This is a genomic window from Nisaea nitritireducens (assembly GCF_014904795.1).
In the GTDB taxonomy this organism is placed as follows: domain Bacteria; phylum Pseudomonadota; class Alphaproteobacteria; order Thalassobaculales; family Thalassobaculaceae; genus Nisaea; species Nisaea nitritireducens.
Map to the genome: position 1 here is coordinate 16,210 of NZ_JACZFS010000075.1, position 25,471 is coordinate 41,680.

The 25,471-nt window shown below is 56.4% G+C and carries 27 protein-coding genes and 1 pseudogene; 15 read left to right on the forward strand and 13 right to left on the reverse strand.

The window, feature by feature from the left end; translation table 11 throughout:
• Positions 1 to 45 precede the first annotated feature (45 nt).
• From IG629_RS21915 to IG629_RS21940, 6 genes are all read left to right on the forward strand, one after another.
• Positions 46 to 411: a hypothetical protein gene (locus tag IG629_RS21915; protein ID WP_193174001.1), complete on the forward strand. Its 366-nt coding sequence runs from the start codon at positions 46 to 48 to the stop codon at positions 409 to 411.
• Positions 412 to 621: 210 nt separating this feature from the next.
• The gene (locus tag IG629_RS21920; RefSeq protein WP_193174002.1) at positions 622 to 1,719 is read left to right on the forward strand and encodes a YncE family protein; all 1,098 of its coding nucleotides are present in this window, start codon (positions 622 to 624) and stop codon (positions 1,717 to 1,719) included.
• An 88-nt stretch (positions 1,720 to 1,807) separates the two neighbouring features.
• Positions 1,808 to 2,089 (forward strand): DUF2933 domain-containing protein, encoded by a 282-nt coding sequence (locus IG629_RS21925; protein WP_084608015.1) that lies wholly within the window; start codon positions 1,808 to 1,810, stop codon positions 2,087 to 2,089.
• Complete coding sequence (locus tag IG629_RS21930) at positions 2,082 to 2,747, forward strand: methyltransferase family protein (protein ID WP_193174003.1); 666 nt, start codon at positions 2,082 to 2,084, stop codon at positions 2,745 to 2,747. Before IG629_RS21925 ends, IG629_RS21930 begins: the two co-directional genes overlap by 8 nt.
• Positions 2,744 to 3,460: a TVP38/TMEM64 family protein gene (locus IG629_RS21935; RefSeq protein ID WP_084608016.1), complete on the forward strand. Its 717-nt coding sequence runs from the start codon at positions 2,744 to 2,746 to the stop codon at positions 3,458 to 3,460. Before IG629_RS21930 ends, IG629_RS21935 begins: the two co-directional genes overlap by 4 nt.
• Positions 3,457 to 4,794 (forward strand): APC family permease, encoded by a 1,338-nt coding sequence (locus tag IG629_RS21940; RefSeq protein ID WP_193174004.1) that lies wholly within the window; start codon positions 3,457 to 3,459, stop codon positions 4,792 to 4,794. Before IG629_RS21935 ends, IG629_RS21940 begins: the two co-directional genes overlap by 4 nt.
• 74 nt (positions 4,795 to 4,868) lie before the next feature.
• Here the strand turns inward: IG629_RS21940 and IG629_RS21945 are convergent, their stop codons facing one another.
• The 5 genes from IG629_RS21945 to IG629_RS21965 all read right to left on the reverse strand — a co-directional run bounded on the left by IG629_RS21945 (position 4,869) and on the right by IG629_RS21965 (position 9,874).
• The gene (locus IG629_RS21945) at positions 4,869 to 5,333 is read right to left on the reverse strand and encodes a copper chaperone PCu(A)C (protein ID WP_193174005.1); all 465 of its coding nucleotides are present in this window, start codon (positions 5,331 to 5,333) and stop codon (positions 4,869 to 4,871) included.
• On the reverse strand, positions 5,330 to 6,571 hold the full coding sequence (locus tag IG629_RS21950; protein WP_226887017.1) for an ABC transporter ATP-binding protein: 1,242 nt from the start codon (positions 6,569 to 6,571) through the stop codon (positions 5,330 to 5,332). Before IG629_RS21950 ends, IG629_RS21945 begins: the two co-directional genes overlap by 4 nt.
• A gap of 87 nt (positions 6,572 to 6,658) precedes the next feature.
• Entirely contained in the window at positions 6,659 to 7,360 is a 702-nt protein-coding gene (locus IG629_RS21955; RefSeq protein WP_193174006.1) for a copper resistance protein B, read from the reverse strand.
• A gap of 3 nt (positions 7,361 to 7,363) precedes the next feature.
• Positions 7,364 to 9,283, reverse strand: coding sequence for a copper resistance system multicopper oxidase (locus IG629_RS21960; RefSeq protein WP_193174007.1), 1,920 nt, complete (start codon positions 9,281 to 9,283; stop codon positions 7,364 to 7,366).
• Between the two features lie 42 nt (positions 9,284 to 9,325).
• Positions 9,326 to 9,874 (reverse strand): cupredoxin domain-containing protein, encoded by a 549-nt coding sequence (locus IG629_RS21965; protein ID WP_193174008.1) that lies wholly within the window; start codon positions 9,872 to 9,874, stop codon positions 9,326 to 9,328.
• Between the two features lie 643 nt (positions 9,875 to 10,517).
• On the opposite strand from IG629_RS21965, the gene IG629_RS21970 reads away from it, so the two are divergent.
• Positions 10,518 to 11,411, forward strand: a complete 894-nt coding sequence (locus IG629_RS21970) for a DMT family transporter (RefSeq protein ID WP_028464269.1) — start codon at positions 10,518 to 10,520, stop codon at positions 11,409 to 11,411.
• Positions 11,412 to 11,468: 57 nt separating this feature from the next.
• Here the strand turns inward: IG629_RS21970 and IG629_RS21975 are convergent, their stop codons facing one another.
• The 5 genes from IG629_RS21975 to IG629_RS21995 all read right to left on the reverse strand — a co-directional run bounded on the left by IG629_RS21975 (position 11,469) and on the right by IG629_RS21995 (position 13,502).
• Positions 11,469 to 11,783 carry an ArdC-like ssDNA-binding domain-containing protein gene (locus IG629_RS21975; RefSeq protein WP_084608017.1) on the reverse strand — a complete coding sequence of 105 codons (315 nt, stop codon included), beginning with the start codon at positions 11,781 to 11,783 and terminating at the stop codon, positions 11,469 to 11,471.
• Between the two features lie 331 nt (positions 11,784 to 12,114).
• Positions 12,115 to 12,429, reverse strand: a complete 315-nt coding sequence (locus IG629_RS21980; protein ID WP_028464270.1) for a hypothetical protein — start codon at positions 12,427 to 12,429, stop codon at positions 12,115 to 12,117.
• 179 nt (positions 12,430 to 12,608) lie between these two features.
• The gene (locus IG629_RS21985) at positions 12,609 to 12,887 is read right to left on the reverse strand and encodes a helix-turn-helix domain-containing protein (protein ID WP_028464271.1); all 279 of its coding nucleotides are present in this window, start codon (positions 12,885 to 12,887) and stop codon (positions 12,609 to 12,611) included.
• Positions 12,884 to 13,210 (reverse strand): type II toxin-antitoxin system RelE/ParE family toxin, encoded by a 327-nt coding sequence (locus tag IG629_RS21990; protein ID WP_028464272.1) that lies wholly within the window; start codon positions 13,208 to 13,210, stop codon positions 12,884 to 12,886. The genes IG629_RS21985 and IG629_RS21990 overlap by 4 nt, the downstream gene beginning before the upstream one ends.
• Positions 13,146 to 13,502, reverse strand: a complete 357-nt coding sequence (locus IG629_RS21995; RefSeq protein WP_193174009.1) for a hypothetical protein — start codon at positions 13,500 to 13,502, stop codon at positions 13,146 to 13,148. The genes IG629_RS21990 and IG629_RS21995 overlap by 65 nt, the downstream gene beginning before the upstream one ends.
• Positions 13,503 to 13,851: 349 nt before the next feature.
• On the opposite strand from IG629_RS21995, the gene IG629_RS22000 reads away from it, so the two are divergent.
• The 3 genes from IG629_RS22000 (at position 13,852) to IG629_RS22010 (ending at position 15,986) form a co-directional block, all read left to right on the forward strand.
• Entirely contained in the window at positions 13,852 to 14,028 is a 177-nt protein-coding gene (locus IG629_RS22000) for a hypothetical protein (protein ID WP_193174010.1), read from the forward strand.
• 96 nt (positions 14,029 to 14,124) lie between these two features.
• Complete coding sequence (locus IG629_RS22005) at positions 14,125 to 14,628, forward strand: TRAP transporter small permease subunit (protein ID WP_028464300.1); 504 nt, start codon at positions 14,125 to 14,127, stop codon at positions 14,626 to 14,628.
• Positions 14,625 to 15,986 (forward strand): TRAP transporter large permease, encoded by a 1,362-nt coding sequence (locus IG629_RS22010; RefSeq protein WP_193174011.1) that lies wholly within the window; start codon positions 14,625 to 14,627, stop codon positions 15,984 to 15,986. Before IG629_RS22005 ends, IG629_RS22010 begins: the two co-directional genes overlap by 4 nt.
• Before the next feature lie 78 nt (positions 15,987 to 16,064).
• Here IG629_RS22010 and IG629_RS22015 read toward each other — a convergent pair whose 3' ends face one another.
• The gene (locus IG629_RS22015) at positions 16,065 to 16,484 is read right to left on the reverse strand and encodes a MerR family transcriptional regulator (protein ID WP_084608021.1); all 420 of its coding nucleotides are present in this window, start codon (positions 16,482 to 16,484) and stop codon (positions 16,065 to 16,067) included.
• A 397-nt stretch (positions 16,485 to 16,881) separates the two neighbouring features.
• Here IG629_RS22015 and IG629_RS22020 point away from each other — a divergent pair, with 397 nt between their 5' ends.
• From IG629_RS22020 to IG629_RS22035, 4 genes are all read left to right on the forward strand, one after another.
• Entirely contained in the window at positions 16,882 to 17,259 is a 378-nt protein-coding gene (locus IG629_RS22020; RefSeq protein WP_193174012.1) for a hypothetical protein, read from the forward strand.
• A complete protein-coding gene (locus IG629_RS22025; RefSeq protein WP_193174013.1) occupies positions 17,256 to 18,329 on the forward strand; it encodes a TRAP transporter small permease subunit in 1,074 nt (357 codons plus the stop codon). Before IG629_RS22020 ends, IG629_RS22025 begins: the two co-directional genes overlap by 4 nt.
• A 5-nt stretch (positions 18,330 to 18,334) precedes the next feature.
• Positions 18,335 to 20,995 carry a TRAP transporter large permease subunit gene (locus IG629_RS22030; RefSeq protein WP_193174014.1) on the forward strand — a complete coding sequence of 887 codons (2,661 nt, stop codon included), beginning with the start codon at positions 18,335 to 18,337 and terminating at the stop codon, positions 20,993 to 20,995.
• Positions 20,996 to 21,315: 320 nt separating this feature from the next.
• Positions 21,316 to 23,523 (forward strand): heavy metal translocating P-type ATPase, encoded by a 2,208-nt coding sequence (locus tag IG629_RS22035; RefSeq protein ID WP_226887018.1) that lies wholly within the window; start codon positions 21,316 to 21,318, stop codon positions 23,521 to 23,523.
• A gap of 520 nt (positions 23,524 to 24,043) precedes the next feature.
• On the opposite strand, the gene IG629_RS22040 is transcribed toward IG629_RS22035, so the two are convergent.
• On the reverse strand, positions 24,044 to 24,385 hold the full coding sequence (locus IG629_RS22040) for an SHOCT domain-containing protein (RefSeq protein WP_193174016.1): 342 nt from the start codon (positions 24,383 to 24,385) through the stop codon (positions 24,044 to 24,046).
• Between the two features lie 49 nt (positions 24,386 to 24,434).
• On the reverse strand, positions 24,435 to 24,923 hold the full coding sequence (locus IG629_RS22045; RefSeq protein ID WP_193174017.1) for a hypothetical protein: 489 nt from the start codon (positions 24,921 to 24,923) through the stop codon (positions 24,435 to 24,437).
• Positions 24,924 to 25,162: 239 nt separating this feature from the next.
• Between IG629_RS22045 and IG629_RS22810 the strand changes: the two are divergent.
• Positions 25,163 to 25,294, forward strand: a pseudogene (locus IG629_RS22810) (transposase); the annotation flags it as partial.
• Between the last annotated feature and the right edge of the window lie 177 nt (positions 25,295 to 25,471).

A 25,471-nucleotide genomic window follows, 5' to 3' on the forward strand; every position in this document is an offset into this window, starting at 1 on the left:
AAACGCTGAGATTGTCCAAGTTACTCAAAAATAGGAAGATAGAGAATGCTTGGCCTTTTTGGCAGACAGAGAGCTTATTGGGCGGCACCAATTTTCGTCGCAATGGCCTTTCTGTCTCTAATTGCCAACAATGCTGTCGTGATCGATCCGTGGGAATCCCAAGCGCATCATACCGAGTTGACCGTGCAGGATTTTGACGAACAGGACACTGATTCAGAAAACACTTCTCCCTCCGATCCGGAGGTGCGTTGTCATCTCACATTCGCTTGTCTGACTTTTATCGTCGCGAATGATGTTTTGCGGCTTTTCCATCTTATTTCGAGACATTTCCATTCCCAGTCGAATTTCCTTGGTGACGGATTGCCTGTGTCTGGTTTGTTCAGGCCGCCATCGTTGAGCAACCCGATCTAATGGTTTTTCCGGAGGCTTGGCCAATTGGCGAGCCGTTTGATGGGGCTAAGGCGTGCCTCCGTAATTCCGGGCCGCCTGGTCTCTGCCAAACAATCTGAAAAATATACAAGGACCTGATCTCTCAGGGGGGGTGAACTCTGAGGGTCACGACCAGAATCCATGGAGTGAACGATGTCGTCGAGATTTTCTCAGCGATCCCGGTGCTGTCTCGTGACAGCGAGTTCCTTTGCTAGCGCTTTGTCATCTCACCTGAAATCCACATTCTCTAAGCCATTTGGGGCGATCATTACTACCGCTATGCTAAGCGTCACCTCCAGTTTGGTTTATGCCCAGACGATTTATGTCCCGGAAGGGAGTGCCGATTCGGTTCTCGTAGTCGATGGTGCAAACGGATCTACGATCCGCCGAATTGACGGATTGGAAGCGGTCCACGGTCTGTCCGGGACGGCGAATTCCGGCGTTCTCGTCGCCGGAAGTTTCATAGAAACGGACAAACCCGTGGAGGCTCCAGCTTCCGTAACTGCTGGCGAGCATACTGCCCATCATGGGGCCTCTGGAAAATCGATCGGGCCAGCCATTGCAGGTATCAGCATCCTCTCCATCATCGACCGAGCTTCAGGAACTATCATTCGTCGATTAGAAGTTCCCGGTGCAGTACATCACACGGCGATGTCCCCAGATGGCCGCTATGCAGTTGCCACCCATCCGGGGGCCGACGGCATCTCTATAATCGATTTGAGCAACTATGAGGTCACCGGATGGGTTCCAACCGGCCCGATGCCTAATTACTCAATCATTGACCAGTCATCCCAAACGGCCTTTGTGACGAACACCGGGAACGGGACTGTAAGCGAAGTCGATCTTGCGCGCGCATTTGTTAGGCGCAATTTTCTCGCAGGAGAAGCGCCTGAGCATATGGCGTACGGACTGGGTGCCGGAACTCTTTACATCGCAGATTCCGGCACAGGCCGCGTCATCGAGCTGGATGTCAACACCGGTAAAGTTCTCCGAGACATTGCCATCGATAGTGAAGTTCACGGTCTCGATCTGTCAGATGACGGAAAACGTCTGTTTGTCGCAGTTACAGGAAGCGATGCCGTTGCGTCCATAAACCTAAAATCAGGCTCAATTACGACCTACCCCCTAGGTTCCGAGCCATATCACGTGACCACGATTCCGAATTCTGGTCAGGCTCTAGTCTCATCCAGAGCTAACCCAGAAGCTTGGGTGGTCGACATCTCGAGCGGCGCAGTGGTCAAGAGGTTCCAACTCTCCGGAGTGGGGCATCAAATGGTCGTAGTCAGATGAATGGTGGATTCGATACCGGATCTACCCTTCCTCAGTTACTCGAAGCACATTGAACGACAGCCTCGGAGCTGTCGGTTGGATGGTATAAATGAACTCCTTGTTTAATCGCAGGTCTATTGCTTACGCAGGATTTATTCTAATCGCCGGATACTTCCTCTGGACAGAGCACTCGGCCCACATTCAGTTAGCCGTACCCTACCTCCCCTATCTCCTACTTCTTGCATGTCCGTTGCTTCATGTTTTCATGCATGGAGGACACGGGCACGGCAACGAAGCTCCGGCCGATTCCGATCACAGCCCCAGATCGAAAAAAGGAAACGAAACACCGAGATCATTCGGCGAACAAGCCGGGGAGCGGAATAATGACTGAGCCGCAGGCTGACTACGGATTGTGGTCATTGGTGATCATCAATTCGGCCGTGTTTATCATTTTCGCTTTCAGCTTCTTCAAACCGCAGACGAAACGCGACTGGAGGTCTTTTGGTGCCTTCAGCGCCTTTTTGATCGCTCTATTCACGGAGATGTACGGGTTTCCTCTGACCATCTACCTGCTGTCAGGCTGGCTGCAGAGCGCCTATCCGAATATCAACTGGCTCGCTCATGATTCGGGGCATCTCCCGGAAATGATATTCGGCTGGGAAAACAATCCCCATTTTGGGCCGTTCCACCTTCTAAGTTTTCTCTTGCTCGGCATCGGCTTCCTTCTCCTATCAGCAGCATGGCCCGCCCTCCATCAGGCGCAAAAGGAGGGAAGGCTCGCCGTAGCCGGTCTCTATGCGCGTATCCGGCATCCTCAGTATGTCGGTTTCGTCGCAATCCTGACCGGGTTTCTCGTCCAATGGCCGACGCTACTCACCATCGCGATGTATCCCGTTCTGCTGTTCATGTATTGGCGCCTGTCACTGTCGGAAGAAAAGGCCGCCGAAGCCGCCTTCGGCGAAGAATATCGCCGCTATGCCGAACGGACACCCCGTTTCATCCCACGCTTCGGAGATCCGCTTCCATCGAGTGGAGGCCCTCAAAATTGACCTTCGGCTATCGCTTCACATTGCCGGTCAAACACATAGCTGCAACGGTCACGGTCATATCCATGGCCGGACTACTCTATGCGCTCGCCTCAGCGGTGCCTTGGTGGTCCGCCGACCAAATCGTGGTCAAGATCGCGGATACCGGTCAATGGGGTCCAGTGATTCTCATGCTCATCATGGCAGCCGCTGTCGTGTTCAGCCCCATACCAAGCGCCCCGATCACATTGGCGGCGGGAGCGGTCTACGGGCATCTATGGGGCACTATATACGCACTTGCTGGTGCCGAGATCGGCGCACTAATCGCATTCGAACTCGCCAGACGGTTCGGGCGAGAACGGATTGGCCGCTGGATCGGGACGATCTCGCTTCCGCGAACGGTGAACTCCCAAGTCGGCCTCACCACGGTCGTATTTATCGCCCGCTTGCTGCCGGCTGTGTCCTTCGACGTGATCAGCTATGCCGCAGGCCTCACTCGCTTGGATCGGTCGTGGTTTGCCCTCGCGACCGCCGCCGGGATGATACCGGCGACGTTCCTGCTATCGCATACCGGCGCCGGTCTCAGGGCGATAGAAGATGACGGTATGGACATCCTTTTCAGTCTCACGGGGCTCGGACTCTTGTCGGGTATAGGCATCATTTTCGGTCTTTGGAGAACCAGGGCCGGAAGCCCAGAAACCTACGCGCAAACACTTGAGGAGAACTCGATCAAATGAACAGCGCCAAAAACGAAAAACGCGAAGCAAGCTATCAAGCCGACTCATTGTCACTCGGTGGCGCCGTCGCCATGGGAACCGGAGTCATGATCGGCGCCGGGATCTTCGCCTTGACGGGACAAATAGCAGAACTGGCAGGGCCTTTGTTTCCTCTGGCTTTCATCGTTGGGGCCATAATCACCGGGTTCAGCGCCTACAGTTACATCAGCATGTCGAACGCTTGGCCCTCTTCCGGCGGGATCGCAATGATCCTGCAAAAATGCTACGGACCGGGGGCAGTCGCCGCCGGCGCCGCGCTCCTAATGGCGCTGAGTATGGTTATCGCCGAGAGTCTCGTTGCGAGAACTTTCGCGACTTATGTGCTGCGCCCCTTCGATATCGCGGACGGACCGTTGGTGCCGATACTCGCGGTTGGGGTCATCGTGTTCGCATTTCTGATTAACATTGCCGGAAACCGGTCCGTGGGGTTGTTCTCGATCTTGATGGCCGCTGTCAAGATCGGCGGTATTGCCCTGTTCGGGATCGCCGCACTCTGGTCAAGCGGCTTCAGCTTTGCAGCCTCTTCCTCCAATCCCGGAAGCTCGTTCGGCCCGATAGGTTTCGTCGCATCTGTAGCCTTGGCAATCCTAGCCTTTAAAGGATTCACGACCATCACCAATAGCGGTGCCGAAATCACGAACCCGCATCGCAATGTGGGCCGCGCTATCATGATCTCGATCGCGATTTGCGTGCTAACCTATCTTTTGGTCGCTTTCGGGGTCGGCTCGAGCTTAAGCCTCGACGAAATCATTGCTGCAAAGGACTATTCCCTAGCCGAAGCAGCCGAGCCGGCTTTTGGCAATACCGGCTTTTATATGACCGTGCTCCTCGCAGCCGTCGCCACTGTTTCAGGCGTCCTCGCAAGTGTCTTCGCCGTATCCCGCATGCTTGCCATGCTGACGGACATGAAGATGATCCCCCACAGCCATTTCGGCATGTCCGGGACAATCCAGCGACACACGCTGGTCTACACCGTGGTGATCGCGTCGATCCTCGCTGTTTTCTTTGACCTGAGCCGGATTGCGTCACTCGGTGCATTCTTCTACCTCGTGATGGATATGGTGGTGCATTGGGGTGTGTTCCGCTTCCGGCGCCACGAGACCGGAGCGTCGGCGCCGGTGTTGCTGCTGGCGCTCGGATTTGACGGCACCGTGCTTGCTGCATTCACTCTGATGAAGCTGGATACCGATCCAATGATCGTGTTTTACGCGGCCGGGGCGATTATCTCGGTCTTTGTCTTCGAGCGGTTCTATCTGGCTCGTTGGCTGGCTCCGCAAACCGAACACAGCCATTGAGGATGAGGCTTCGTGACAGGGCGACCCGCTAGGCCGAACGCTCCGCCTCCAAAGCCATCGACACCCGTTGAGCGTTACGGATGGGCGTGGGCGACGACGGGAATGCTGAAGCTGCGGAAGTGAAGGGTCAGATGAACCGTGTCGCCATGACTGATCGGTTCCCGGACATCAAGCAGCACCGCTTCGACATGCGAGGTTCCGAGGTCCAGGCGTTCGCGATCCAGAATCGCCAGCTCGGGGACAGGGCTCATTCCGGTGATTGGAAAGCGCAGCCGCAAGGCACCGGACGACGCTGTGCCGGAACTCACCCCGGTGAGCGTGAGCGGCTGTCCGCTCTCGTTCTCAATGGCGAACTTGACCCGCGCCGAAGCCCCTTGCGTGGCAGGTTCGACGGAGAGCTGCTCGATGGAGATGGCATCGAAGACATCTTTGGAGATGTCCGCATTCGCATCTCCGAAGTCCTCTGAAAACATCAGGGAGGCAAATATGGCGAGCCCGGCGCGGAGAGCCGGTTTTCCCTTGATGACATCCAGTCTCATGCTGTCCTCCGCTCCATGTTGCCAAGATCCACAAGTTCTTCGTCACCGCTCTGGTGGCGGGTTTCGTGAATGAAGTCCTGAAGTGCTGCGTAGCGAATCTTCACATCTTCAAGGATTTGATAATGTTGAAAAAGCTCCCTCAGAGGTGCTGAGATGTCCTTGTAGGCGGCAAGCGCGGCGACAAGCGCGCCAATCGTCAGGCGACCCTCGAGGACAAGGTACCCTCCGATGGAGTAGAAGAAAAACGGGGTGAGCGAGGTCAGGAAGTTGTTCAGCGCTTTCTGGAAGAATTTCCAGCGGTAGATCTTTTCACGCACCTCCTCGAGAAACCGGATCCTCTTGCGTATGGAGAACCGGATACCGGACGAACGCGGGGCGCCACTGTCCTGCAAAACAGCTCCAAGCTCTCGGCCGAAGGCCCGGGTTCCGGAAACTCTCGTTCGTGTCAGCGCGTTCACACGCCGCTGGATTTTAGGGATCAGTGCAAGCTGAACCGGCAGCAGGGTCAGGGCGGCTGCGCCGAGTACGGGGTCCTGGAGGAACATGAAAAACAAGATTGTCGCCAGAGTCCCGCCCTGGAAAACGGGAACAGCGAACGCATCGGCAGCAAATCCGCCTATCGGCTCAATTTCCTGTGTGATCAGTGGGATGACTTCGGTATCTCGCTCTCCGTGAGCCCTGCGCTGCCAATGCCGGAATATGGTCAGGCGAAGGCGACGGAGAAGGCGCTCACCGACACGTCCTTTTCGAACATTGAGCCAGTACTTGGCGAGGCCGTTTGCGGCAATGGCGAGGAGATACAATCCGCTGAGCACGAATAGTAGGGTCGTTTCCGAGAAGCCGAACCGGTCGATCACTGATTCCGGTCTAGCCTCCGATAGTGCGTTATTGATGATCAGTTTCGGCAGTTCGAGCGTGGCATACAGGATGGGAAGCGAGAGGAGGCCGGCTGCGATCAGCATTGCCTGTTTCCGTGCCGAGTAACTGAGCACGAACGCATATATCCCCGCTTCACCCTGCGCATAGGTTCGCTTGGACGGGAGTGATTTTGCCCTTGCGCGCGCATTGTTCCAAAGCGCCTTGACCAGGAAATATAAACCCACGGCAACCAGGGCGAGCGGCGCCCAGACCAATACGACATGCATTACCGGGTGCAGCCACATAGGGACCGATGGTCCTATCTTGTGGCCCAGTGCATGAATGATTTCGTCCAGGAACGGATGCCGGGGATCGATCATCTTCAGGGTTCTCGCAGTATATCGGTATTTTGGGTTTCAACTACTCCGGCAAAGTGGACCGCCGGAGTAGTCGATGAGATATACAGGTCAGAACATGACCCGGAACCCGACGACGAAGGAAACCACGTCGTCATCCTCTCCCTCGTCCCGGACCAGCCGCCCGCTTTCGCCGAGAGTCCGCTCCCAGTGAACGCCGACATATGGGGCGATGGCCCGATCAAGCAGGTCATAGCTGAGGCGCCCGCCGATCTCCAGTTTCGGTCCAAAGGCAGCTCGCCCTGTCGCCTCATCGTCGGCCAGCGGCAGGTCCAGTTCGATGCTCGGGGTGAAGATGATCTGGTTAGTGATAAGACCTTCATACTCGATCTCGAAGCGGGCAGACGGATATTCCGAGAGATACAGATCCGCATCTACCTCAAACCATTGCTTGGCGAGGCCCTTGAGCCCGAGCACACCATACGTTCGGCGTGGTCCTCCGTCCGGGCTGTCGTAGCGCACTCCGGCAACAGCATCGAAGAAGGTGCTCACAGGCACTTGCAGGCGAAGCTGGTTTTCCAGCGTTTCGAATGCGTTTGCGTTGGTCCCGTATTCTGCTTCGCTGCGGACAACGAATTTGTACTCATCGGTTCCGGCGAAGGCATCGAGGTCCCAGGCATAAGCCGGTGAGCCTTCGCCGCTACGCCATTCCAACTGTTCCGCCTGGACGCCCCAGAACCATTGCTCCGCTGAGGCTGGGCTGTCAGATAGGATTGCTGCGAACACGGCGAGAGAAGCAATTCTGATCTTCATCACTCAGCCCCCCGTTTTCATGTTGGTCGTGGTGGCTGCCGACTTGTCCTTCGGGCCGCCTTCTACCACGACCTTGCGGAACATGCCGCTGTCGGCGTGGTAGGAAAGGTGGCAGTGGAAGGCCCACTGGCCCGGCGCGTCAACTTCCGTCTCCATGAAGACCGTTGTCCCAGGGGCTACGCTTACAACATGCTTGATCGGGTTCCACTTGCCCTTTCCGGTATCGAGAATCGACCACATCCCGTGCAGATGCATTGGATGGGTCATCATCGTTTCGTTGACGAACTTGAAGCGCACCCGCTCGCCGTATTTCAGCCGGATCGGATCGGCGTCGGCAAACTTGATGCCATTGATCGACCAGATGTAGCGCTCCATGTTGCCAGTCAACCGAAGTTCGACCTCCCGTGTAGCCTCGCGGTACTCATAGAGTGGTTTCTGGGCACGAAGATCATCGTAGGAGAGGAACTTGCCGCCATTGGCCGCCGACGGCGTCAGGCCGCTCCCCGGAGCATAAAAGGAGTCGGCCTCGGCCATCATACCCTGCGCCCCATGGTTCATACCGCCATGGCTCGTGCCTTTCATTATCGACCCGTCAGGCATCGTATGGCCTTCCTGCGCCATTGCCGTTCCGTCATGTTTCATTGTCGGCATCCCGCCGCCACCTGAATGATCTGTGCCGGCATGGCTCATGCCTTTCATTGAGGAGCCGTCAGGCATCTTGTGTGTGTCGGACATCTGCCCGGTGCCATGATTCGTCTGCCCCTGGTTCATGGCTCCATGGTTCATTCCCTGCATGGCGCGGCCGTCAGGCATCGTATGACTCATTCCACCCATGGACATGCTGCCGTGGTCCATACCTTCATGCGCCATTCCCATATCGGCCATGGTCAGCAAGCTGGGTTTACGCAACTCTGGGGCATCAGCAACCATGCCCTCTGAGGTTGCGAGTGTCGCCCGGACGGAGGCTGTTCGGCCCATGGATTCGGCAAAGATCGCGTATGCTTGGTCCTCTTTTGGCTGAACGAGAACGTCATAGGTCTCGGCGACTGCGATCCGGAACTCGTCGACTGGAACTGGCAAAACATTGTTCCCGTCCGCCTGCACAACGGTCATCTTGAGGCCCGGGATCCGGACGTCGAAATAGGCCATTGCCGAGGAATTGATAAAGCGCAGACGAACCCGTTCGCCCGGCTTGAAGAGGCCGGTCCAGTTCTGTTCCGTGCTCTTTCCATTGATCAGTGGCGTAAAGCCCTGGAGATCCTCGATATCGGTCGGCATCATCCGCATGTCGCCCCAGGCCGCACGGTCGGCGAGTGCCGTGTCAACCCCCTTCTCTCGGGCGTCTTTTAGGAAGTCAAACAGAGTGCGCTGCTGACGGTTGTAGTAGTCCGGCATCATTTTCAGGTTGCGCATGATCCGATTGCCCCGATGAGGATGAGCGTCGGTCAATTGCACAACATATTCCTTGTCGTACTGGAACGGCTCGCGCTTCTTTGGTTCGATTACGATCGAACCGTAAGCGCCATCCGGTTCCTGGAAACCGCTGTGGCTATGAAACCAGTAAGTGCCATTCTGCACGATCGGAAAACGGTAAGTGAAGGTCTCACCTGGGGGAATCCCCGGATAGCTGATCCCGGGTACCCCGTCCTGATCGAATGGCAGGATCAGACCGTGCCAATGGATCGAGGTCGTCTCGTCGAGATTGTTCACCACGTTGATGGTGACGTCCTCGCCTTCGGTGAAGCGTAAGACCGGTCCCGGCGTAGCGCCGTTATAGCCGATCCCGGTGCGTTTGAAAGTGCCTGTGTCGACAATGACTGGATCGACGGTGAGGTTGTATTCGCCGGCATTGGCGGCGCTCGTAAGCGCGCCCGCCAGGCCGGCGCCGAGCACAAAGGCTCGGCGCAACAGCCGTTTGGGCATTGCTCTACTCCTTAGATTTGTGGCGTGAGGCGTGCGCTTGGGTCAGTTGCCAAGTTTAACCGGACCGTGCATCCCGGTTTCATAGTGTCCCGGCACATTGCAGGCAAACTCGAGCTCTCCCGTATCAGGAAAAGTCCAAATCACCTCGCCCGACTTGCCGGGCTCAAGCAGAACACTATTACCTTCTTTGTGCATGCCATGCCCCATAGAGGCCTGCATCGCTTTCGCGGCATCGTAGTTGATGCGGTCGGGCTCAAGGACACCATGCTCCACCATCATCATCATTTCGGGGCGGTGCGCTTCGTGCATCGCTGCGGTGGCGATGTTGAACTCGTGAACGAACTCGCCCGCATTTCGGATAACGAAACGGACGGTCTCACCTTCTTTGATATCGAGGGATTGCGGCTCGTAGTAATTGTCGTACATGGTGATCTCGATGGTGCGAGATACCTTGGCCGCGTCTCCGGGTTGACCGGTATTCGGTTTGTGGCCGCCATCGTGCGAGCCTGCGGCGAGAGCCGCGCCAGAGGAGATCAAGGCAAAAGAAAGGCTGGCGCCGAAAACGGCACTCAAAAGTTTAGAACGGAGCATGTTTGTTCCTTCACGATGTAACTGAGCTTCAGAGCGCTCCCGCACGGGTGCGCTATTTTTAGATGAAGTCCGGTCAGAATCGCGGAGGGGGTATGTCCGCTTCTAGATTAAGGCCGATAACGGTCTGATGTATCGTGTGGAATGAAAGGGTCGACTCAGAGAAAATTAAATCGGAACCTACCCCTGTGGGGGCAAAAAAACCGGAAACGCAATGCCCAATCGCGACTGTTCCGCAGTCCTGTCCACGCTCGTCGCCACGCATGCTGTGTGCATGTTCGCTATGGGCCTGCTGTTCCGTGCAATCTTGGGTATGTGAATGCAATGCATCCACAGAGCCGAACGACGGATGTGTCGTCGCCAGCAACAGGAAAAAAACTATGAGTACGTTTCTCAACATCAGCATATATTTAATGTCTCCACTAGGTGGAGGGTCAACGCCTATTTTCGGGATACCCGAAGATTTTCTCTCCGTCGTCAGGTGAATGGAGACACCGATCCTCATTCTGTGACGATGGCTCTGGCTCTCGTTGGTTGATGCTATTGCATCGTCTCCATTTTCCAAAGAAAGTGCGCTGGTGCGTCGAGCGGTGATCCTCCGTAAACGGCATTTCTTGCATTGGTCAGAGGACGAGGAGCTGGACGGATGTCAATCGCGACAATTGCGAAAATCATTCTGGTGATGATGCTTTGGGCCGCTTGTTTCCCTCTGATAACCGCCGGTATCGAGTTCGCCCCCCACATGACCTTCGCCGCACTACGCGCGTTTCTGGCGGGCGTGACGCTGACCCTTCTGGCGGTCGCGCTGCGGCGGCCGCTACCCAAGGAACCTCAAATCTGGGCGATGGTGGCCATCGTCGGCCTTGGCGCCACGACCCTGGGGTTTGTAGGCATGTTTCATGCAGCGGAATTCGTCTCCCCCGGCATTGCGACAGTGATCGCCAACACCCAGCCGTTGCTAGCAGCCGTACTGGCGGGCGCCGTCCTCAACGAACGGCTCAACGCCCACGGTAAGGTTGGGCTGCTCTTGGGTTTTGTCGGGATTCTCGCCATCACGTCAACTAGGCTCTTCTCCGGCGGGCAGGAAAACTACATCATCGGCGTGGCCTACATTACCCTAGCCGCGCTGGGCATCACCGTCAGCAATGTGTTGATTAAGCGAATTGCGGGCAAGGTGGATGCCCTTATGGCCATGGGCCTCCAAATGCTGATAGGCAGTATTCCACTCGCTCTGAGTGCATGGACCATGGAAGATCCGACGTCGATCCGATGGTCGCTCACGTTCGTGGGCGCACTCCTGGGCCTCAGCCTACTCGGAACGGCTTTGGTCTATTGGCTCTGGTTTTCTGTGCTGGAGAAGACCCAACTCAACCGAGCAAATGCCTTCAGTTTCCTGATCCCAATCTTCGGCTTGACGATGGGGTTCCTGTTTTACGACGAGACTTTGGGCTGGCCGCAACTAGTTGGCATCGCGCTCACAATTCTCGGTGTGGGCTTGGTCACGCGTCGTGGGACAAGGTCTTTAGAGGTCGATACTTAATCAACCGGGCCGGGCCAGCAGCACCCCAAATAATTTTCAGCGGCAACGCGCCGGTCTTCAAGACGCAGGTATTGTCGCTCTGGGTGGGACTAAACCAGAATTGACCCAGGTTAACAAACTCTTGGAATAATACTTTTGGCGTTTGGCGCACTGCCAATCTATCAAGAAGAGGATGCTAAGATTTAGGCGCACGCCAAAAACAATAATGATTTTCACGCCTTTGTAGGCTTCGCCGTTTGATCGAAGCGGTTTTTCGGGAAAGGCTCCGGCGTCCCACGACTTTTTCCAAGGGCGGACGCCTGTTTCCAGTGCAGAAATGATTTTGTCTGTTACCGCCTGCATGCGGTCGGTTTTTATCATCGTCTTGCGCATGTCTAAACCCCTCTTAATTTGGTGCAGGGCAGCTGTTCACAACTGCGCCCCTGCATCTCCGGCGAGGAGCGAGAGAGGGGAGAAAGGCTGACGTGCCGGGAAGGGAATCACCCACCCGCAGGGCGGCGTGCAGTGGCGGGTTGGCAGGGCCTTGGCCCGAAACCTGTGGATACCCGGCAGGACGCGGAGTAGAGCCCGGCCCCAACGGAGATCGACCTTATTTCACATAATCACAATCGTTTGTAGCCAGGTCCACTCGATTGGTGGCTGCCGCGAGGTGAGCGATGTTCAGATAAGATGATCTCGCACAGAAAACTCATGCTTAAGCCCCCTACCCTGGAGATTTTTCATTATCTGCGGAGCGTTGACGAGCGGCCTCCCGCGCCACTTTGGTAAGCATCTGCTGTGTTGTGAGATCCGCTAGGGACCAGCGCCTGCCGCCGAATTTCAGGCAGAAGGCTGCGGCTGTCTCTTCGTCGGGAAAATAGAACCTTCCGCCGAACTGGAACCAACGGCCGCGCACCTGGTTGCCGTGGTGCTCCATCCAGTGCGTGAGTTGCAGGGTTTTCGGCCACGCCAAAGCATCACTGAATTGCTGACCCGCCAGATCATGATCGACGCCATGGCGAAACGCCTTGTTCGCCATTGCTGCATAGGTCGATCGATGGCGGGTTCGGGTCAATATCGTCCTCGATCAAGGGCGGTTGGTCCATGATCGTATGCGATCATGGATTTCGCGGCCGGACCAATGGGACGGCCGCAACGAGCGCAGCGAGGACCGCCCCGGCGCCCGGACACAAATCCAGACCAAGGGTTGAAGTCGGTCTATTCCGCCCGAACAAGCCCCACCTCATACCCCGTCGCTTCCGCGTACCGGGTTACCATTTTAATGCTCGGCATACTGCCGCCGCTTTCCATGCGGGAAACAACGGATTGGGTCGTTTTCATCCGCTCCGCTATCTGGCTTTGCGTCAAACCTGCTCGCGTCCTCGCTTCTATAAGCCTGCCGATCAGCTTGTAGACCGGGCGCATCTTTTCATACTCAGCTTTTACGGCCGGGTTATTTTTGAAATCCTCTTCCCGCACTTCATCGATATCGATCATTGATCCATCTCCCTTGCTCGCTGTTCGGCCAATGCAATTGCCGAAGCCGGTGTTTTCTGGGTCTTCTTCATGAAAGCGTGCAAAACGACCATCCGCCGCCCGGACGCTGTTACATAAACGACCCTACCAATCCCGTCCCTACCGGTCAGCCGGATTTCCCATAGCTTGCCCCTCAAGTGCTTCACTCGTTTCGGACCTAGCTTCTCGATCCCTACCTGTTTCAGCAGATCCTCGAAGTTATAGAAACGTGCTCTGATATCATCGGGTAATGAGAGAAATTCCGCCTTGACCTTCTCGTTCAGAAACTTGATTGACCACTCCATACCGCCCCCTCATTCGGTACTGCAATATAGCAAATATGCGATATTGCAGCAAGTCGAAAACACAGAAAGAGCCATCACGCCAAGCAAGCGGCGGAAGCACGCCGAGAAACTCGTGATAGATTGATTCATTGATTTCCCACATGTCGCCATGCTGACCGGTCCAATCGGCATTGAGGATCGATCCGGTCCTTTCGCGCCCGGCTCGGTTCAAGTTTTCATAATGTTGCTCACGGCTTTCGCGGACTGACGGCAGAACATTGATTTTCATAGTGCGCTCGATGGTGCCGGTCATGTCTAGGTCCCTCTTTATTTGGTGCTGGGTTGCTGTTCACAACTGCAACCCTGCATCTCCGGCGAGGAGCGAGAGAGGGGTGAAAGGCCGGCATACCGGGAGGGGAATCACCCACCCGTAGGGCGCCGCGCAGCAGCGGGTTGGCAGGGCTCTGGCCCGAAACCTGGGGATACCCGGCAAGACGTGAGCGGAGCGCGCTTGGGCTTTGTGGGGAGGGGGCAGCGCTCTCTTCACGCCAAGAGCGAAAGCGAGAAAAAGAACCGCACCGCCTCAGGGCGGAAAAAGGACACCGTAGTCACCAATGACAGAATGCTGCGCATTCATCGTCAGGGGCTGAGCAGATTGTCGAATGACTGTTTTCATCCTGCGGAGCCTGATGGCTTATTCCGCCGGCAGCCGACCCAAAGCGGTCGGTCATTTCTTCAGCTCCCGACGATCAGGCCGCCTTGATGCGGGCATTCGGATCGGCGGAACTGAACTGTTCGTCTTCGAACCAGATACGATCATCGCACTGTACGGTCGATAGGTAACCAGCCCGGCCCAAAATGATCGCTTGAACCTATAGTAGCTATAGGTACTAGATTTCTCATTGCGGCAGATTTAGGTGAGGGGGCAGAAAGCGATGCAGGGTTGGTTATCTGCTTGTAGACGGCTCGTCGAGCTAGGTGGGGCCGCTGCAGCATTGATTTTCTTGCCAGCACTCATTCTTGTGTCGGGCTACGACATCGTCGGACGGCGGCTTTTTCATTTCAGCTCGACCTTATTGCAGGAGCTTGCCTGGCATTTCTTCTTCGGTTGCGTGATGTTCGCCATTGGATACACCTATATTCAAGAGCGCCATGTCCGAGTTGATATTCTGCGTGAACGCCTCCCTGCCCGTATAAAAAGAAGGCTCGAGCGAATCTTGTTGACGGTGCTCCTTCTTCCGTTTTGTCTTATATTATTCTGGTTTGGCGCTGAAATGACTTGGCTTTCTTTTGTTCAGGGAGAAGGGTCTCGCGCAGCTATGGGGCTATCCGCCCGGTGGATAGTCAAGTCTGCGCTGCCAGTCTGCGCTCTGCTCCTGTTCTTGGCGGGTATCTACCGTTTTGCCTTTCCGACGATTGATCGAGGAAGCGAGCTATGATCTTGGTGGATTACCTCCCCCATCTCATGCTGATAGTTCTTGCCCTCCTACTAATGTCGGGCTTTCCCGTCGGGGCTATTCTTGCTGGGGTTGGAGTTGGCTTTGGGTTGCTCGGTGTTGTTATTGGTGAGTATCCGGTTCAGTCACTCTTCCTCATTCCGAGTAAGATTTACATGTCTATCGGTGAGAATCTAACCTATCCGGCTGTACCGATGCTGTTATTCATGGGCGTTGCGCTTGAAGTCAGTGGCGCTGCGCGAGAACTGCTCCTGTGTTTACAGCGTATTTTAGGCCGCGCGCCCGGGAGCATGTGCGTATCGGTGATCTTGATTGGCCTGCTGCTGGCGCCACTTGCCGGCGTGATTGGGGCTTCAGTCGCTACTATCGCCGCCGCTGCCTTACCAACCATGATGGCCCAGCGTTATCGTCCTGAAGTCGCCAGCGGCGTTATCGCGGCCGCCGGGACGCTTGGGGTGATAGCACCGCCAGCGATTATGTTGTTCTTCCTGTCGGATGCAATGGAGTTGACGATTGGCAGTATGTTTCTAGCGCCAATCTTGCCTATACTGTGCTTGGCGGGGGCCTTCATTTGTTATTTTATTGTAGTTGATGTGCTGCGCCCACGTTCCGGTGCGGCAGCCATGCCGTCCGAAAATGGACGCTCAATACTTATTTATCTTATTCGAAGCCTGGTTCTGCCGGTCGGACTCATAGCATTGGTGCTTGGCTCTATCGTCGCGGGGTGGGTGTCGCCGACAGAGTCGGCGGCTGTCGGGGCCATCGGCGGCGGTGCGATGATCTTTTTATACCGCGGGTTTGATCTGGCCCTACTACGTCAAGCCTTGGTTCGCACGATGGTGATCACCGGAATGGTGTTTTTCGTGGTCCTAGGAGCTGGAATCTTCTCGTTGGTGTTCCGGTTTTATGGAGGAGACGACATAGCGATTGGCTTGTTCGAAGATCTATCGATCGGCGATTTTGGTGTGCTGGCCGTCGTGTTGATTATTTTATTTGTGCTAGGCTTTTTCATCGATTGGATCGAGATCACTCTAGTCTCATTGCCAATTCTTTACCCGGCAATAAGCCAGCTTGATTTTTCTGCATATGTTGGATCCGAACAACTGGCCCGGCTCTGGATTGGCGCTCTCGTTGCCTTGGTTCTTCAGACTTCCTTTCTGACCCCACCCTTTGGTTTTGCGCTTTTCTTTCTCAAAGGCGCGGCTCCTGACAGCATTCGAATGGCGCAGATTTACCGTGGCGTTATCCCACTCGTTGCGATCCAGCTTTTAATGATAGCCGCGGTGCTGATGTTTCCCGCACTGGTAACCATACTACCGAAAGCCGTTTTGGGGATTTGACGCCAGAACCGTAAACACCGATTGGCTCTATCGAGCGCAGACTCGGATGACCGAATAATGGAAATGCTGCCAAATGGGCTAGGAAGCATCAGCGTTTGAAGTATCCGCAAGACTCTCGATAATACGGCACTCAGAAATATTTACGCTGCTACAGGAGTCGATCATTCGTTCGAGCTCTAGTTTAAGTCCTGAGAATCGAGCGATGCGACGGTTGATCTCTTCGAGGTGGGATTTGGCTATTTCTGTTACAACCTCGCATCCTTGACTTGGTTGAGCTGTAAGGGCCAAAAGCTCGATTATGGCGTTCTGACGAAAGCCCAAATCTCGGCAATGTTGAATAAACTGGAGTCTCTTAACGTGCTCCGGCCCATATCGCCGTTGATTGCCACTAGTGCGACTAACCGCAGGCATCATCCCAATCTGTTCGTAGTACCGAATGGTTGGAACCTTGCACCGCGTTGTTTCGGAAAGCTGACCGATTGAAAGCTCAACGGCCATAGTGAAACCCCCTTGAAGCTATAGTGACTAGAGAGTGTAGGCTTGCAGAGCGCTTCTATGGAAGTGGAAAATTGGACCTTGTCAACATCGTCACTGCGGGAGAGGGGCACGTTTGAAATTACTCAGTTTTAGGAAAAATAGTGCGCCGAACCAACTTTAAACCAAATCGGGTCTCAAGGGGCGTCGGAGGAACACCGTGCTGCATAGAAGGAATATTCGATCAATAACGGCAGAGCGTCTCCTAGCGGCTTCCTTTCTCATGATCGGCCAATCAGTCGCCGGAACTAAAGTTTCTGCCCAAGCATCACGGCAAGATAGGTTGCCTGACTCTCGGGATACATTTAACCCATGCAGGATGCCTCGCGGCATGTGGGTGCCTAAGAGCATGAGCCCTCACATGCAACAGAGAATGAAGCGCTTTTGGACGTTCATGCATCAAGGCGTTCCGCTGGAGCATCAAGACGGGCAAAATCCCGCCGCCTTCTACGGAACGATCATACGGTCAGGCCGCCGCCTCTATCATGAGAACCGTGCTTCGTGTGATGGCAGTAGCGGTATGGGCGATGGCGAAGCGGTAAAATCGCCCAATCCGTCACCGACTTTGCTCGCCTACATGAACCAAATGCACATGATTGTCGGTGATTACATGCTGTGGGCGATCTCAGAGAGTGGAGTTGTCTTCGGTGCGGGTATTCGGGGGGGCAATGATGTAGTTTCCATAGAGGTGATCTGGACGATCGTCGGGGTCATGCCAGCCAGGTTTCCATCAGAATGAATCTTGAGAATTACGACGCGCAAACAAAAACTGTTTGGAACAGAGCTCATTTTGAGCCAGATCACAATGCGAGGCGTTCCAGGATATGTCTTGCTATTTTCACTCGGCTGTTCGGCTGGGGCAGCCTCGCCGTTCTTGTTGCCTTTCTATTCAATAATTATCTGACCTATTGGCGCGGATGGCCGGGGCCTGCCGGGGTAACGGGTGAAACCGCAGATATCTCCTCGATGATTCAGGCCGGATTCTACGGCATCGCTGTTCTTTTTGTCGCGTCGTACTTGGTCTTGGACCGGTTTCGCCTTCTGCGCGAGGAGCGCGAGCGGATCGTCCGCATCAATTCCTTCCTGATTCGCACTGCCTTCTGGTCGGTCCTGCTGATCGGCCTGGTCGACTTCAGTCTTGCGTTCCTGCGGGGCGAGAATCTGCTTGCCGCGATGGCCGGGGACGAGCTGTTCAAGCAGCTCATGAGAGCAGAATTCCGTGGGGGTTACGTACATATGTCCCTCGTCGGGGTCGCAATCATCATTGCTTCAATTACGCGTTCGATCGGCGTGACCTGGCTTTCCCTACTGATCGTAGTTGCCGAGTTGCTGCTGGTTATCTCCCGCTTTGTCTTTTCCTATGAGCAAGACTACATGGCGGACTTGGTCCGTTTCTGGTACGCGCCGCTGTTTCTGATAGGCTGCGCATACGCCCTGCGTGAGGAGGGGCACGTACGGATCGACGTTCTTTATACGGCCTTAGGTTTTAGATCCAGAAGCGTCGTCAATGCATGCGGCGCTGTGCTTTTGGGAATGCCGTTCTGTTGGCTGATCCTGATTGTCGGGACCTCGGGGAAAGCAGCTATCATCAACAGCGCTCTGCTGACCTTTGAGATCGAGGGCATCGGCAACGGCCTGTACGTCTTCTATTTGATGACTGTGTTTATCGCGGTGTTCGCTATCACGATGCTGGTCGAGCTTGTCGGCACGTTTTTTGATGCGGTAGCCGACTGTCGTGGGGAACCCGGCGGACGTAATTGTGATGCGGTAGCAGGGACCGTCCATCCCGCGACCAGGGAGGGGCCGTAGATCCCATGGAGCCCTTTCTTCTTGTATTGTTGCTTGCCCTCCTTTGTCTCGCTCTTGGTGCGGGATACCCGGTCGCGCTTGCCATACCCGGTGCAGCAATCATGTCGATTGCCGTGGCGGCCCTCGCGGGTCAGTTGCTGGCCGACGATCCCAACGCATACTTCGTACACGGGGGGACGCCCGGGGAATGGCTGTCGGCAGGTGTCACCAACCTGCGCCGAATCTACAGGTCAGACGAGAGTGACGTTTTGATCGCGATCCCGTTGTTCATCTTCATGGGGCTTATGCTGCAACGCTCGAAGATCGCAGAGGACCTGCTGCTGGCGATGTCCCAGCTTTTCAGATCGTTTCGCGGTGGATTGGGTATATCGGTGGTGCTTGTCGGCGCGCTTCTCGCCGCAACGACCAGTGTTATCGGCGCCACAGTCGTGGCCATGGGGATGATCTCACTGCCAACCATGCTCCGGACAAACTACTCGAAGCAGATGGCAACCGGTATCGTTGCTGCGACCGGCACACTCGGGCAGATCGTCCCGCCGTCGATCGTGCTGATTATCCTCAATCACCAGTTGACCTCTGCCGTATACAAAGCGAACCAGGAGCGCCAGTCGCTCTACAAGGTCGCCAGCGGCGAGCTGATGATGCCGAGTGAGTTCGACGTGGCATCTGCCAGTGTCAGTGACATGTTCATGGGGGCGCTCGTCCCGGGGCTGTTGTTGGTCGGCCTGTACATTCTCTATCAGGTCGTTGTCGCCGCGATTCGCCCAGACATGGCTCCTGCATCGAATCTTCCAAGGGCTGACGCTCGCAGATTGGTGGGCAGGACATTGCTCGCCTTGTTCCCGCCACTGACCCTGATCTTACTGGTTCTGGGTTCGATCATGTCGGGAGTGGCAACAGTCAACCAGGCGGGGGCAATCGGCGCTGCTGGTGCAACGGTAATGGCCGGGTATCGTCTCTGCGAGGGAGAACGGCGGGCCTATTGGCCAGTCTTGTTAGCCGCCTTGGCGACGTGCGCTATCTGGATCGTTATCAGCCTGTTTGATGTGAACCTGCGGAAAATTGAGTCTGCTCAGAACGTTTTGGGGGTAACGCTCGCGGGCATCGCCTCGGCCGTTCTGGTTTACGCAGTTGGTTGGAGCGGATGGCGTACGCTGAAGAAGGACCGGACACTGAAATACGTGGTTGAGGAAACTACGAAGACCACGGCGATGGTGTTCGCAATTTTGCTAGGCGCGGTAATGCTCACCGCGGCTTTCCGCGCATTTGGCGGCGAAGCCTTGGTGAAGGATTTCCTAGCCTCCATACCCGGTGGCTTCTGGAACAAGTTCGCCGTTGTTATGCTGGTCATATTCATACTGGGATTTTTTCTCGATTTCATCGAGATAACAGTCGTTGTCGTGCCAATCATTGCACCAATTATCCTTGCGGACCCAGCCGCCAATGTCAGCGCGCTCTGGCTCGGTGTGATGTTGGCGTTGGTGATCCAGACGTCTTTTCTGACGCCGCCGTTCGGCTTCGCGCTATTCTATCTGCGTGGTGTCACTCCTCCAAGCATCAAGACAACGGAGATCTATAAGGGGGTCATTCCATTCATCGCCCTCCAACTCGTGGCAGTCGGCCTCGTTTTCATATTTCCGGTGCTGGTTAATTACCTTCCCAACAGAAGTCTGTTGCTGTCGGAATACGCTCCACCTACGACAAATCCACGGCTGCAGGTCTGTATGGAAAATTTCGTCGCACGAAAGTTCGAAAGCGACGGTGCCGAAATCCGCTCCGCCATCGAGCGGATGCGAAGAGCGGACCTTTCCACTCTCCCTGAAGAACTACGCGTCGATTTTCGAAGAGGGCTGACCGCCGCAGAGCGTGCGTTCGCGATCATGCAGAATATCAAGCAGGGTTACGTTGAGGTCGCAGAAGCGGCGGTGTCCTACCGCCCCGTTCTGTCTCGCGTGCGCGGTGTCGAAAGCGACATTCGCCGGATCGATGATGCCGTTTCGAAACTAAATATCGCGATCACACAGAGCCAACGCGCTGAAACAGAGGAAGAACTCAACGACCTGCGAGACGATAGAGCTCGACTGAAAATCCGCCGTGAAGAACTGATGGCCCAAATCCCGACCGAATGGAGTGCGATGCATGAAGAGTTTTCATCGGTTTTGGAACGAGAAAACAACGCACGGAAAATTTTTCGACGTAGTGTCGATGACGCATATGAACCTGTAAAAACGGCCATGATTTTGTTGGCGGATACAGGACGATTAAAAAATGCCGCTCCCCAGTTCCGGGGGTTGAGTCTCCTCGTCCAATCCGGAATGGCGACGTCAACAGTTGATAACATCAATAAAGCCATAGCCTCATTGGCCGAGATATCAGGTACGAGCCAAATCCGAAGTCAATTGTATAAGGTAAAGCGGGAATTCAAGAATGAGTCGCCTGATGCAAATTGGGCGCGTGAGGGTATGGCAAAAGCTGTCGTCTTATTTGAAAAGGAAGTTACTTGGCGTGAGGGGGCAATCGATCAACTGCGCCCGCAGATCGAGGAATATGATCGAGCCATCGCCGATACGATCGGCCTGCGCGGACAAACCCGTCTGCCTGATAACATCGCCGAGGAAATTGCCGTTTGTATTTCAAACAGGCGGGATATTTCTCTTCACTTCTGAATGTCTAGGCAAGCTATCGCGCTGCGAACGACCTATCCTAAAAAGATGGACTGGCCTGATCGAGTACGACCGGATGAAGCGTGTTAAACAAGTGCGATTTTCCTCTTGAAGCTCTAGTCGCTGTAGCAACTACATAATCCGCACTATCGGGAAAACGAGGCTGGGTCATGCAAGAACACTCGAGACAAACTTACGGCTCTGACAATGCGAGCGGTCAATGCAGTCACAAGCCTGGCCGCAATGATGATGGCGTGGACAGGTGCTGCAGTACCAACCACGGTATGGTGACTTCACTGGGAGAAGTATCCGGTCGCAGTTTCTTGGTAACCGGCCTGGATTGCGCCGAGGAGGTGTCAATTCTGAAAAAGGTTGTTGGGCCTGAAGTCGGCGGGCCCGAACATCTGGCCTTCGACGTCATCAACGGGCGCATGACGGTGCTCGACACGGCCGGCGATGCCTCCGACAACCGCATTGTCGAGGCGGTTGCCGGCACGGGCATGAGCGCCCGTCCGTGGGATGCGGACAATGCCGAGGCCGACCGGGCCGCGCATCTGCTGCAGCAGGGACGGTTCACGGCGCTGAGCGGCGGCTTCTGGGCGGCGGGGTTCCTTTATCACATCGTCGAGACGGGCCTGGGTGGCGCGCTCGGGCTGTTCGCCGGCCATGGCGAGGCGCCGATGCCGCTGACCGAGGTGACGTTATTTGGCCTGGCGATCCTGTTCGGTGTCTGGCTCGTCGCGCCCAAGGCGTGGTCATCGGCCCGCAGGGTCTCGCCCGACATGAACCTCTTGATGGTAGTCGCCGTCGCCGGCGCGATCGGGCTCGGCGAGTTCTTCGAGGCGGCGACCGTGGCCTTCTTCTTCGCGCTTTCGCTCTATCTAGAAAGCTGGAGTGTGGGGCGTGCGCGCAATGCCGTCGCGGCGTTGCTCGATCTCGCCCCGCCCTCGGCGCGGGTTATCCGCGACGACGGGGTCGAAGCGGTCGTGCCGGCTGAACGGGTTGCCGTGGGCGACCGATTCGTCGTGCGTGGTGGTGATCGCGTCCCACTCGACGGCGAGGTGACAGACGGTGCGGGTGCGGTCGATCAGGCGCCGATCACGGGCGAGAGCGCGCTTGTCCCCAAGGGACCGGGCGATGACGTTTACGCCGGCACGATCAACGGTGAGGGCACGCTGACAGTGCGGGCCACGAAGGTTGCGTCCGACACGGTGCTCGCGAAGATTGTCCGCATGGTGGGGGACGCACATTCCCGCCGCGCCGAGGTGGAGCAGTGGGTGACGCGGTTTGCCCGTGTCTACACTCCCGCCGTGATGGCGCTGGCGGTCGCAATCGCGTTGCTGCCGCCACTCATTGCGGGCGGGGCTTGGGGCTTCTGGTTCTACAACGCGCTGGTGCTTTTGGTCATCGCCTGCCCCTGCGCGCTGGTGATATCTACGCCGGTCTCCATCGTTGCGGCGCTCACCGCCTCGGCGCGGGGCGGCGTGCTGATCAAGGGTGGCGCCTATGTCGAGGCGCCGGCGCGCACCACGGCTCTAGCGCTCGACAAGACCGGTACGATAACAGAAGGCAAGCCCGAGGTGGCCGCCGTGTATCCGCTCGGAGGTACGTCGGAGGCCGATCTGCTCGCCGTCGCCGCATCGCTAGAGGCGCGCTCCTCGCACCCGCTAGCGCGCGCTATTCTGGACCGCGCCGGTTCGCAAGTGACTGCCGCCGAGGATACCCGCACGGTGCCGGGCCGCGGCCTCGAAGGCCATTTCCGGAGCCGCGCGGTCTGGCTCGGCTCCGACCGCTTCGCCGCCGAGAAGGGGGTTGCCGAAGCGATCCCCGCCGACCTGCGTGAGCGGATCGAAGCTGCGGGCGCGACCATGGTCGTCGTGGGCGACGACGGCGGAGTGCTCGGCTTGCTCGAACTGCGCGACCGCATTCGCCCCGACGCCAAGGGCATCGTGGCGCGACTGCACGCCCAGGGCGTCAAGACCATAGTCATGCTGACCGGTGACAACGAACGCACCGCACGCGCGGTCGCCGCCGAGGTCGGTATCGACGAGGTGCGCGCCGAGCTTCTGCCTGAAGACAAGGTCGAGGCGATCGAGAAGTTGGTTGCGTCGCACGAGATGGTGGCGATGGTCGGCGACGGAGTGAACGACGCCCCAGCCATGGCGCGAGCTCATTACGGCATCGCCATGGGCGCGGTCGGTTCCGATGCAGCCATCGAGACGGCGGACATCGCCCTGATGACCGACGACATCGGCAGGATTCCCTGGCTCATAGGCCATTCGCGCCGCACGATCAGCATCATCCGCCAGAATATCGGCCTCTCGCTCGCGACGAAAGCGCTTTTCGTTGGGCTGACAGCGTTCGGCATGGCCTCGATGTGGGGCGCGATCGCGGCTGATGTGGGTGTATCGCTGCTCGTCGTGGCCAATGCGCTGCGCCTTTTGAACGGCCATCGGGTCAACGACGGCCCATCCGGCGGTGAACCGGCGGGCGAGAAGGTGACGAAAGGGGCGCTGGCGCATGGTCGTTGATCCGGCGTTGTCGGGAGAGTAGCGTCTGACCACTACCAGACCCTGTAAAATGGGGCGTCTCTTGCTGTTGGGTGGATTGGCCACCTTCCTGTCAGGCTGTGCCAGCAAGTTTCGGCCGTACAATGGACCCGACGTGACCCGATTGCGCATGTACAAGGCACAGCGGTTGCTGTTCCTTAACGGGGCCGTCGGCGTGTTTCGGACCTATCCCATCGGATTGGACTTCGCACCCGAGGCCACAAGCAGCTCGAGGGTGACGGACGCAGCCCAAAAACAGGGAGTCCCGGAACGAGGCGAGCGGACGCGCGTTTCGCCTTTGCAGAGAGGGAGCGACGTCCTTTCTCCGCACTGAGCGGCAGCGAGATTTAAGGTAAACACCTCCAAGAGAAAAAGACCTTAGATCCGGAGATCCATCGTGGGATGCACCAATCAAGGTCTGGTTTCAGGGCAAGATAGGCTTATCCGTTGAACAGCCGAGTTTAGCTAATGTCTGACATCTAGGAATGATTCTTGATGCGATCTATTCGCCAAGAACTCGTCGACGTTCCTCAAACTCTTCCGTGTCGATTTCACCCTTGGCGAAACGCTCTTTAAGGATATCAAGGGGCGTTCTACCAGTTGCGTGCGCGTGATGCGCGGCGCCATGGCCGGTTCCAACGAGCCAGCGCACCAAGAAAACGACCACGGCCACGGCGACGGCGATGAATACGATCATCATGATAGGCCCTAAAAACCATCCGTGCCAACCGCCCGACCACATGTGCGGACCGTAATTGGGAATTTGCGCTTGTTGGGCAAGGGCCAGTGGTGACGTTGCCAGCCCCGCCACCACGCCAACCATTGCGAATGTGTATTTTAGCATGACTAAACCCTCTTGAGTTCACGGAGGCAATGCAAGCAATCCGTTTCGACTATTGAACCGCCTGCATGCGCCCCGTGTGACGGTCGACGTCGATCTTCCGAACCAACGAGCCGTCCTTGGTCACGATTTCGGCAACGATGGTATCGGCGTCTTTTTCAGTAATCTTTCCGACTTTCAGGTTCGGGTTCCCGGCCCAGTCAACACGATGTTCCATCATGTGCTTGACCTCCTCGGCGGTCAGGTCGCGCCGCAAAGGTTGCATCTGCCCGCGCCCATATCCACCCATCATGGGCATCTGACCCATCATTCCTTGGCCCATCATCGGCATCTGGCCTTGATTGCCTTGACCCATCATGCCATGTCCCATCATCGGCATCTGGCCTTGATTGCCTTGACCCATCATGCCATGTCCCATCATCGGCATCTGTCCTTGGCCGCTGCGCTGAGAGTCGGGACCGTGCGCGATAGCCGACGCGGCCACCGATACGATAAAAACCCCTGCCAATGCCAATTCGGGTAACTTCACTGTCAGTCTCATGGCGTCGTCCTTTCATGGATGCTGTGCAAAAAAGATCACCGCTTTCACGGAACTTAGGTCAGTTGTCGAATACGTTCATTGATCTCTATCAAATCCTTGCAGGATAGTGTCCCAGGATGTGGTGGGTCAGGCACCCTGACGCCTATCTCCAGCGGTTGTCGTTGCCAGTTTATTCCGCCGCCAAATGAAGCGGGTGAATGTCTTCAGGTTTGCACAACTCCTCGACGGTTTTCAATTTCATGTCCGAGCACCATTTTTGGTTATCTGAAAGCCAATTCATCCGTCTTGAACCGTTGTTGCCAAACAAGCCGCGTGGTTTTCCTCGGATTGATGATCGTCGTGTTATCTCCGGTATCATCCATTTGATCCGGGGCGACTGATGTGGCGAGATGCAACGGCGGTCTATGGGCTCAAGCAGTCACCTATAATGTTCGTTTAACGTCCGCTCTCCACCCAAGCCGGACTGAGGCGCTGCGCGATAGGGATCTTACCCGAATGGGCGGGAGACACGCGAAGCGTGGCTCAGTGGAGCGACTGACAGCCTGGCC

Bases quoted from the DNA above. Each gene is read 5' to 3' on its own strand.
- IG629_RS21915 (WP_193174001.1), top strand. From the start codon at position 46: ATGCTTGGCCTTTTTGGCAGACAGAGAGCTTATTGGGCGGCACCAATT.
- IG629_RS21925 (WP_084608015.1), top strand. From the start codon at position 1,808: ATGAACTCCTTGTTTAATCGCAGGTCTATTGCTTACGCAGGATTTATT.
- IG629_RS21930 (WP_193174003.1), top strand. From the start codon at position 2,082: ATGACTGAGCCGCAGGCTGACTACGGATTGTGGTCATTGGTGATCATC.
- IG629_RS21940 (WP_193174004.1), top strand. From the start codon at position 3,457: ATGAACAGCGCCAAAAACGAAAAACGCGAAGCAAGCTATCAAGCCGAC.
- IG629_RS21945 (WP_193174005.1), bottom strand. From the start codon at position 5,333: ATGAGACTGGATGTCATCAAGGGAAAACCGGCTCTCCGCGCCGGGCTC.
- IG629_RS21950 (WP_226887017.1), bottom strand. From the start codon at position 6,571: ATGATCGATCCCCGGCATCCGTTCCTGGACGAAATCATTCATGCACTG.
- IG629_RS21955 (WP_193174006.1), bottom strand. From the start codon at position 7,360: ATGAAGATCAGAATTGCTTCTCTCGCCGTGTTCGCAGCAATCCTATCT.
- IG629_RS21960 (WP_193174007.1), bottom strand. From the start codon at position 9,283: ATGCCCAAACGGCTGTTGCGCCGAGCCTTTGTGCTCGGCGCCGGCCTG.
- IG629_RS21965 (WP_193174008.1), bottom strand. From the start codon at position 9,874: ATGCTCCGTTCTAAACTTTTGAGTGCCGTTTTCGGCGCCAGCCTTTCT.
- IG629_RS21970 (WP_028464269.1), top strand. From the start codon at position 10,518: ATGTCAATCGCGACAATTGCGAAAATCATTCTGGTGATGATGCTTTGG.
- IG629_RS21975 (WP_084608017.1), bottom strand. From the start codon at position 11,783: ATGCGCAAGACGATGATAAAAACCGACCGCATGCAGGCGGTAACAGAC.
- IG629_RS21980 (WP_028464270.1), bottom strand. From the start codon at position 12,429: ATGGCGAACAAGGCGTTTCGCCATGGCGTCGATCATGATCTGGCGGGT.
- IG629_RS21985 (WP_028464271.1), bottom strand. From the start codon at position 12,887: ATGATCGATATCGATGAAGTGCGGGAAGAGGATTTCAAAAATAACCCG.
- IG629_RS21990 (WP_028464272.1), bottom strand. From the start codon at position 13,210: ATGGAGTGGTCAATCAAGTTTCTGAACGAGAAGGTCAAGGCGGAATTT.
- IG629_RS21995 (WP_193174009.1), bottom strand. From the start codon at position 13,502: ATGACCGGCACCATCGAGCGCACTATGAAAATCAATGTTCTGCCGTCA.
- IG629_RS22000 (WP_193174010.1), top strand. From the start codon at position 13,852: ATGACTGTTTTCATCCTGCGGAGCCTGATGGCTTATTCCGCCGGCAGC.
- IG629_RS22005 (WP_028464300.1), top strand. From the start codon at position 14,125: ATGCAGGGTTGGTTATCTGCTTGTAGACGGCTCGTCGAGCTAGGTGGG.
- IG629_RS22010 (WP_193174011.1), top strand. From the start codon at position 14,625: ATGATCTTGGTGGATTACCTCCCCCATCTCATGCTGATAGTTCTTGCC.
- IG629_RS22015 (WP_084608021.1), bottom strand. From the start codon at position 16,484: ATGGCCGTTGAGCTTTCAATCGGTCAGCTTTCCGAAACAACGCGGTGC.
- IG629_RS22020 (WP_193174012.1), top strand. From the start codon at position 16,882: ATGCAACAGAGAATGAAGCGCTTTTGGACGTTCATGCATCAAGGCGTT.
- IG629_RS22025 (WP_193174013.1), top strand. From the start codon at position 17,256: ATGAATCTTGAGAATTACGACGCGCAAACAAAAACTGTTTGGAACAGA.
- IG629_RS22030 (WP_193174014.1), top strand. From the start codon at position 18,335: ATGGAGCCCTTTCTTCTTGTATTGTTGCTTGCCCTCCTTTGTCTCGCT.
- IG629_RS22040 (WP_193174016.1), bottom strand. From the start codon at position 24,385: ATGCTAAAATACACATTCGCAATGGTTGGCGTGGTGGCGGGGCTGGCA.
- IG629_RS22045 (WP_193174017.1), bottom strand. From the start codon at position 24,923: ATGAGACTGACAGTGAAGTTACCCGAATTGGCATTGGCAGGGGTTTTT.